General features: G+C 55.7%; 7 protein-coding genes. 1 reads left to right on the top strand and 6 read right to left on the bottom strand.

Going from position 1 to position 7,450, the window contains the following annotated elements:
* Window positions 1-208: 208 nt before the first annotated feature.
* The 6 genes from I9187_RS18780 to I9187_RS18755 form a co-directional block, all read right to left on the bottom strand.
* Window positions 209-1,729 carry a sulfatase-like hydrolase/transferase gene (locus tag I9187_RS18780; protein ID WP_171238779.1) on the bottom strand — a complete coding sequence of 507 codons (1,521 nt, stop codon included), beginning with the start codon at window positions 1,727-1,729 and terminating at the stop codon, window positions 209-211.
* 183 nt (window positions 1,730-1,912) lie between these two features.
* A complete protein-coding gene (locus I9187_RS18775; RefSeq protein WP_209509771.1) occupies window positions 1,913-2,752 on the bottom strand; it encodes an alpha/beta hydrolase in 840 nt (279 codons plus the stop codon).
* Between the two features lie 35 nt (window positions 2,753-2,787).
* Complete coding sequence (locus tag I9187_RS18770; RefSeq protein WP_171238780.1) at window positions 2,788-3,939, bottom strand: CoA transferase; 1,152 nt, start codon at window positions 3,937-3,939, stop codon at window positions 2,788-2,790.
* Window positions 3,936-4,583 carry an enoyl-CoA hydratase/isomerase family protein gene (locus tag I9187_RS18765; RefSeq protein ID WP_171238781.1) on the bottom strand — a complete coding sequence of 216 codons (648 nt, stop codon included), beginning with the start codon at window positions 4,581-4,583 and terminating at the stop codon, window positions 3,936-3,938. The genes I9187_RS18770 and I9187_RS18765 overlap by 4 nt, the downstream gene beginning before the upstream one ends.
* Entirely contained in the window at window positions 4,580-5,308 is a 729-nt protein-coding gene (locus tag I9187_RS18760) for a class II aldolase/adducin family protein (RefSeq protein WP_171238782.1), read from the bottom strand. The genes I9187_RS18765 and I9187_RS18760 overlap by 4 nt, the downstream gene beginning before the upstream one ends.
* Window positions 5,308-6,396 (bottom strand): aromatic ring-hydroxylating dioxygenase subunit alpha, encoded by a 1,089-nt coding sequence (locus I9187_RS18755; protein WP_171180970.1) that lies wholly within the window; start codon window positions 6,394-6,396, stop codon window positions 5,308-5,310. The genes I9187_RS18760 and I9187_RS18755 overlap by 1 nt, the downstream gene beginning before the upstream one ends.
* Before the next feature lie 134 nt (window positions 6,397-6,530).
* Here I9187_RS18755 and I9187_RS18750 point away from each other — a divergent pair, with 134 nt between their 5' ends.
* The gene (locus I9187_RS18750; RefSeq protein ID WP_171236222.1) at window positions 6,531-7,433 is read left to right on the top strand and encodes a LysR substrate-binding domain-containing protein; all 903 of its coding nucleotides are present in this window, start codon (window positions 6,531-6,533) and stop codon (window positions 7,431-7,433) included.
* Window positions 7,434-7,450 lie beyond the last annotated feature (17 nt).

Genomic DNA, 7,450 nt, shown 5'->3' with positions numbered 1-7,450 from the left:
CCTCGTAACCCGAAGCTCAGAGGTGCAAACCCTAATCACGTAAACAGCGTCAGAATATCTAACAACAGACCATTCTAAACGCGTCAAACCCATAACACAAACGTAACGCGGTCAAATTAAGTTCCATCAGGCTCTGTCAAACGCCGGTTGAACCCCTGGTTCGGCAAAGAATATCCGCAAAAACGGAATATCCTCGGAAAAAGCCAAATCAGGTTCTCAGGGCGCTTGCTTGACGCATCTTCTCCTGCTCGCTCGGGGTCGGCGTGTGATTGAAGCAATAAGCCGTCCGACAAGCTTCCTCTCCGCCCAGTTCTTCAATCCTCGCTTTTTGATCGGCAAAACATAGTGCGTTGACAGCATCGGGATCGCAAATTTCTCGTAACCGGCGTTCACCTTCGGCAAGAGCAGCCAGTGCAAAGGCGCCATCTGATTGCAGGGCGACAAGATCCCGGAGTTCGTTCGGGTCGGTTGCAAGATCGAAAAGCTGCGGATCATGGCCGACATAATGGACATACTTCCATTGCTGCCACCGCACCATGAACGTTCCGGTGGTTGACCCGCCATCATGGTACTCGCTTAAAATGGTGCGGTCTGGATCGTCAGGCTCACGGGCCAGTTGGCGCAGGGAAACACCGGGCAAAGCGCGGCTGATTTCGTCTTGGGATACTGCTGTGGCGTCGAGCGCAGTGGCCGCCAGATCGATCAACGAGGTTCCGGTGGCCACCTTGCGCCCCTTTGGCACGCCAGGCCATGCAAGGATCATTGGGACCCCTGCGGATTGTTCGTACATCACTTGTTTGGTCCAGAAACCCTGATCACCCATCATGTCCCCGTGGTCCGAGACATAGATGACAACTGTGTCTTCGGCCTGACCGCTTGCCTCTAACGCCTTCAAAATGCGACCGACGCAATCGTCCATGAAACTGGTCAGGCCATAATAAGCAGCCTTGGCTTCGCGCATCCTTTGTTCGTCAAAGTACTTTTCGTAGTCGAAAAAGCCCGCCAAATTCCGTAACTCTCTGTGTTCTGGGCGAAAACGGTTCTCGTATCCGACGGGTAGGTCAATCCGCGCAGGATCATAAATGGTGTAAAACTCTTCCGGGCATGTCAGCGGATAGTGCGGGCTGACCAGCGAGATAAATGCGGCCCAAGGTTGATCCGGGTCCGCCGTGTTCTGCAACCACGCTTCGGCAGCTTTGGTTATCTCGCGGTCATAGTCGGTATAAGTGCTGTTCCCAATGCCGACATCTGCGGCCAACTCTGCCGCCGCATCGTAGGGTTGCGGGGTTTCGCGGAGGAGGCCAATCGTCCATCCGACGCCGCCCACAACATGCATGGGAAGGAGTTCTTCCGAGAAACCGTTGTCATCTTCGGCCGAACGAAAGTGCAGCTTGCCGATGGAAACGGTCTTCACCCCTTGATCCCGCAAATGACGCATCCAGCTTCGGATGCGGCCATCATAGGGCGATGCACTGTCCCAATACCGGGTCTTGTGAACATGATCACCGGTTGCGATCGCCGCGCGGGTTGGAACACACATGGGCGAGGGCGTGTAAGCATTGGTAAAATGCGTGCCACGCGCGGCCAAAGCGTCAAGATTGGGCGTTTTGACGATAGGGTGTCCCGCACATCCCATCGCGTCCTTTCGATGCTCGTCCGAGATGATGATCAGCATGTTCGAACGATCACGGCGCTGCGTTCTTTCTTCTTGCCGAATATGGCTGCTCATGGGGATGCCCTTTCATGCAAGGTGTCGCACAGGACGGTCGTTCCAATTGTATGTTGGGTCAAGCTTGGTCCGCATTGGCGCCAAATTTAGTCGCCCGGTTTGGGGCGTTGCACTTCCTCAAAATGCCTCCTGGTTTTCACGAGACCGCTGCAGATCGGGCCGCATTCCAGCAATCGGTAAGGATCAGCTTTCGTGTGACGGCTCCTCGATAAACTCGACCAGCAGGCGGTTGAACGCGTCTGACCGTTCGATATTGACCAAATGACCTGTCGCCGGAAAACGATGCCATCTGACCTTGGTAAGGGTGTCCTTCAAGAATGCATTTGTTTCACCGACCAGATAATAATCGTCATCCCCGGTCACGAGCATGACAGGCGTTTTGAAAGCCTGCAGCCGAGCGCTGTCGTCAAAAAGGGAACGCCGGTTCCAATGCAGGGTAGATAACACATGCACAGCCCCTTCGGCAGACTGACCGCGCAGGTTTGCAGAATATGTCGCCCAACCATCGGGGTCGTTTTTCTGAAAGCCTTGATAGGCGGCATCATTTTCCAGCACCGCGACGGCTCCGTCTCCTCCCCGGTCTTTACGCAGCTGAATTTCGTGCCCGACCCAGGTTCTTCGATAGTTTTCCTGTTCGCCCGGATCGCGGGGTCCAGAGCTGTTACCAACCAGCGTCACGCTCAGGACGCGTTGGGGGTGGTTCAGGGAAAAGTCCAGGCTGGTGAAACTGCCCATCGAGGTTCCGACAAGATGCGCGGCGTCCAGACCCAGATGATCGAACAACGCCAAAAGATCACCGGTTGATTGCGCCTGCCCATATTGCGCGCGGTCTGAGGGGATCGCAGAGGGATGAAACCCACGCGCCGAGTAGGTGATGCAGCAAAAGGACTCCGACAGGTCCGAGACCTGCCGATACCAACTGCGGTAATCGCCGCCGAATTCGTGCACAAATACAATCGGGGCACCTGTTCCGGTTGCCTCGTAGTACAGCGCTATCCCATCAGGTGTTTGAAACTCGGGCATTCGAATGGTCCTGTCTTGGTCGGAGAGTTTTGAGTTCAGCGTGTCAAAACTGCGATGGCTGCATCGTCATATCCCAGTTCTGACAGAACTTCGTTCGTATGTTGTCCAAGGCGGGGTGCCGGGCTTTCCTGAAGGCCGCGATCTGCAATGGGGTTGCGCGCAAAACGCATATCCTTCCCTTCAGAGCTTACGGTGGAAAAGGCGGCGTATTCTTCTGCGATAGGATCGTCTGCAATCGTTTGGATGTTCTCGACCATCGAGCACGGAATGCTGTTGTCGATCAAAATCTGTATCCAATGAGATGCCGGATGCTGTTTCAGATGCGCGCCCAACACCTGATCCAGAGCGTCGCGATTGGCCAGCCGCACCTCATCGCCCTGAAAGCGCGGGTCGTCCAGCAGGTCAAGGTATCCTATGGCCTCGCAAAAACGGGGCCAGTCCTTGTCACTTCCCAGGCCAATGACGATATCCCGGTCCGCTGTCGGATAGGGTTCAAAAGGTGTCATCGACGGGTGGCGTGAGCCGATGGGTTTTGGAACGATCCCGGCATTGAGATAACGCGCAAAGGCATTTTCCAAGCAAACCCACTGACAGGCCAGCATGGAAACGTCCAAGTGACTGGTACTTTGGCTCCCTTGTGCGTCGCGCGCATACAGACGTTGCAGAATGCCGATGGTGGTGAACAGCGCAGCCGAGATGTCCCCAATCGAAAAGCCGACGCGGGTGGGGTCTCCGTCCAACTCTCCGTTAATACTCATCATGCCGCTCATTGCTTGGACCACGATGTCATAGGCCGGGCGGTGCGAAAGGCTTCCGGTTTGCCCAAAGCCGCTGATCGAGGCCGAGATCAGGCGCGGGTTGATCCGTTTCAGATCGGCGTCGCTGCATCCCAACCGGTCGCGCACACCGGGCCGCATGTTCTCGACAAACACATCTGCTGTGGCCAGCAGCTTGTGCAGGGCTTCTTTGCCCTGTTCAGTCTTCAGGTCCAGAACGACCGAGCGCTTGTTGCGGTTCAGGGACGCAAAATAGAGGCTGATGTCATTCTCGAACGGCGGAGTTGTGCGGGCAAGGTCACCAGTCGGGTTTTCCACCTTGATAACGTCGGCGCCCAGACTGGCCATTAGCCAGGTGCAGAACGGCCCGGACAAAACGGATGTCATGTCGACAATTCGGATACCTTTCATCTGGAACTCCTTCCGAGCATGGATTTCAGGGTTTTCAGATGCCCGTCGGCAGAGGCTATGGCCGGTGCACACAACGTTTGGCAGGTGTCTGTTAAAACTTCTTGCGTCACCATTCGGTCGACCAGACCCCACATGGCTGCATCCTCTGCGCTGACGGCATCGCCCCCCAACAGGATTGCTGCGCTCCGACCCGGGCCAATCAAGGCGTGCATCCTGTTTACATCGTATTGACCGGGTAAAACGTTGTTCTTGAGCACCGGGTAGGAAAACCGTGCTTCGGGCACACAAACCCGGATGTCGCAGGAAAGGGCCAGTGTCATCCCCCCGCCGATGCAAGGCCCATTAATGGCAGCCAGAGTCAGTACCGGGATGGCTCTGAGCGCTTCGGCCATTTCGTCCCAGGGGTCTGGGCCGTTCACGTCGATGGAAAGTGTGTTTAGATCCGCGCCAGCGCAGAAAACACGCCCGCATGCGCCGGTAATGATCACAGCCCGCAGCGCTGTGTCACTGCCGGCTTCAAGGAAAACGTCACGCAGAGAGACCAGCATCTGAGGTGTCAGCGAGTTGGCCTTTGCTGGCCTGTTGATCGTGACAGTCAGACAGGCACCTTCGCGTTGGGCCATGATCAGGTCATTGTCACTCATGACCGGAACTCCGGCACGCTTCGATCCAGCATACGCATCAGCGCTGGCCACTGGACGCCCCCATGTGGTCCGTTTTGCGGCGCCCCCCAGTCGTGCAAGGCATCCATTGCATCGTCTGTGATCGTGATCGGCTTGTCCGTTGAACTCAGAATATCGACCTGAATTTTGCAGGCCATCTCAAGGTAGTAGTGATAAATAAAGGCCTCTGCCGCCGTGCGTCCGACCACCAACAGCCCGTGGTTCTGCAACAGCATGGCAAAATTGCTACCAAGGTCGCGCGCCAACAGGGTACCTTCGTTCTCAACCGCTGTGGAGTCCTGATAGGGATGGCTCGACAACGTACCCAGTACAAATCCCGCGTGTTGGGACAAAGCCAACAACCCTTCGGGCATGGCCGACACGGCAACGCCAGCGCGCGTGTGGCTGTGGATCACGTAATTCACGTCAGGCCGAGCCGACAGAATGCCCGAATGGATGATGTGCCCGGCCAAATTGACGATCTTACCGCTGCCCGGCCCGTCATCCACGGCCTGCCCGTCGAAAGACATACGGGTCAGGTTCGAAGCCGTGATTTCGTCGAACATCAAATCGTGTGAGTTCAACAGGTAATGATCAGGGTCCTCTGGAAGACGCGCTGAAATGTGGGTCGATGTCAGGTCGGTCCAGCCATAGTAATGAGCAAGGCGGTAAAGCGCGGCCAAGTCCTGACGGATTACGTCACTCATCAAGCCTCTCCCAACGCTTCGCGGTACAAATTGTGGAAATGGCGCAGCCCGACCTCACTCATCGCACCAGAGCCGTCACCGATGACATAAGGCCCCGGTTCGAACGCGCGGCTTTGCATGCCTTTCTGGATCTTGGAGACAACAACTTCGTCTTCGGCCCCGGTTGTTTCCTTGTGCTTGTGCATCAGTTCAATCACATCTTCATCCGAAATGCCTCCGCTTGAGAACCACCGATACCGATAGATCGTCTTGTTCCATGCCACAGGCAAAAACTGACGGATCGTAAAGTACCCTCCGGGGTAACAGCACATCGACACATTGGGAAAGATCCAGTAGGCACCGTAATCACCTGCGCGTGGGCCGGCGTTCAGATCATAATCATACTGCTTTTCGTTCTTTGTCTGCGCCTTGCCATCATGCCAGATTGTCTTCCCGTGCGGGACCGTTGTGTATCCGTCCATCTCAAGAACGCCATGGGTCAGCGAGCTCGCATGCACTGTCGGGCAATGGTAGCACTCGTTGTAGTTTTCGACCGAAAGCTTCCAGTTGCTGTCATGTTCGATTTCAGTTTCGCAGACAAATTTCAGCTTTGTTGGGTCGGAATGAAAGCTGAGGATGTTGTCGCGGTATTCCTCAAGCCCGGGCCCCATAGGCTCAGCGTTTTCGTCTAGGTTCACAAAGACAAAGCCACAGAACTCCTCGACCTGAATAGTGCGCAGGTTGATCTGGTCACAGGTCAACCCATCGCTTTCCGCAGAACCCGGCGCGCGGCGCAGTCGGCCGTTAATTTCATAAGTCCACGCATGATAAGGGCAGACCAACACCCTTTTGCCCTTGCCTGACCCTTCGACCAGCGGATGACCGCGGTGGCGGCAGATATTGTAATACGCATTGATGCCACCATCCTGTGCGCGAATGACAAAGACATCCTCATCAACGATGGTGAATGTCTTGAAATCGCCCGGCTCCGCAACTTCGGACACATGACAAACGCATTGCCAGCTTCGGAAGAAGATTTTCTCTTTATCGACCTCGAACCAGTCCGGCTGAGTGTAATATTTGGCCTGCAAAGGCAAATCTCGTGGCATCTGGGGTCTCTTCTGGTGGGTTTGCCAAAGTGGTGCTGCATCGCGGGGATGTTGTTCAGCATTAGCCTGCATTGCACTGGCAGCTTTGCACAGATATAGAATCTTTATATCTAGGATAACTTAAAGTTGGTCTCATGAGGCAAAGCGGCAGTGACGTTCCACCGCTCGGGGCAGTTCGTGTCTTTTGGATTGCCGCGCGGTATGGAAACTTTAAACGCGCCGCAACTGAACTTGGTGTGACGCCCACAGCCGTGAGTTCACAGATCAAATCGCTCGAGGCTCATCTGGGCTGCCCCCTGTTTGAACGCCATGCGCAGTCGGTTGCTTTGAACGAAGCAGGGCAGCAGTTTTCCGAAGCGTGCGAGGCGGTGTTCGCGCGGCTTGACCGGGCCGTGCAGGACGCGCGCCAGACCGCTAATAGATCGTCAATAACGGTTGGCGTCGGCGCGCTGATTGGGTCGCAATGGTTGTCCCGCCGCCTGTTCAGCTTTTGGCAACGTTTCCCGGAAACAGGCCTGCATCTTCAGTATTCCCCGGGTGGTGTGGAGTTTTCGGATGGTCAGACCGATATGATGCTGGCCTGGGGGGACGGAGATTGGCCGGGATTGACGTCAGAGGCGCTGCTGCGTTTCCCAACGTCGCCCGTCATCAGCCCATCTCTGATCGCAGAGGGGGGCCATCCTACCGAACCTGCAAACTTGTTGCGCCTACCTCTGTTGCACTGGAAGGATCAAGTCGACTGGCTGGAGTGGTTCGATGCACACGGGGTGGAAACCGGCGACCACCTTCCCGGTGTGATTATAGACGATTCGAGTGTTCTGCTCCGAGCGGTGTTGTCGGGACAGGGTGTTTCCCTTGGGTTACTGCCGTTGATCGAGGCTGAATTACAATCCGGCCAGTTGATACGGCCGTTTGCCAAAGACTTTGCACCTTCCAGATCCTACCATCTTGTTTACCCATCTGACGCGATAAAACAGCCGCAACTCAGGGCATTTCGGGATTGGATTTTGCAAGAAGCAGGTCGGGACAACCGCTAACAGATGCTGCGATTGAA

It is taken from the genome of Ruegeria sp. HKCCE4148, assembly GCF_017872495.1.
Taxonomy (GTDB): domain Bacteria; phylum Pseudomonadota; class Alphaproteobacteria; order Rhodobacterales; family Rhodobacteraceae; genus Ruegeria.
The sequence above is the reverse complement of the archived record's forward strand: the minus strand, read 5'-3'. Positions and strand labels throughout refer to the sequence as shown.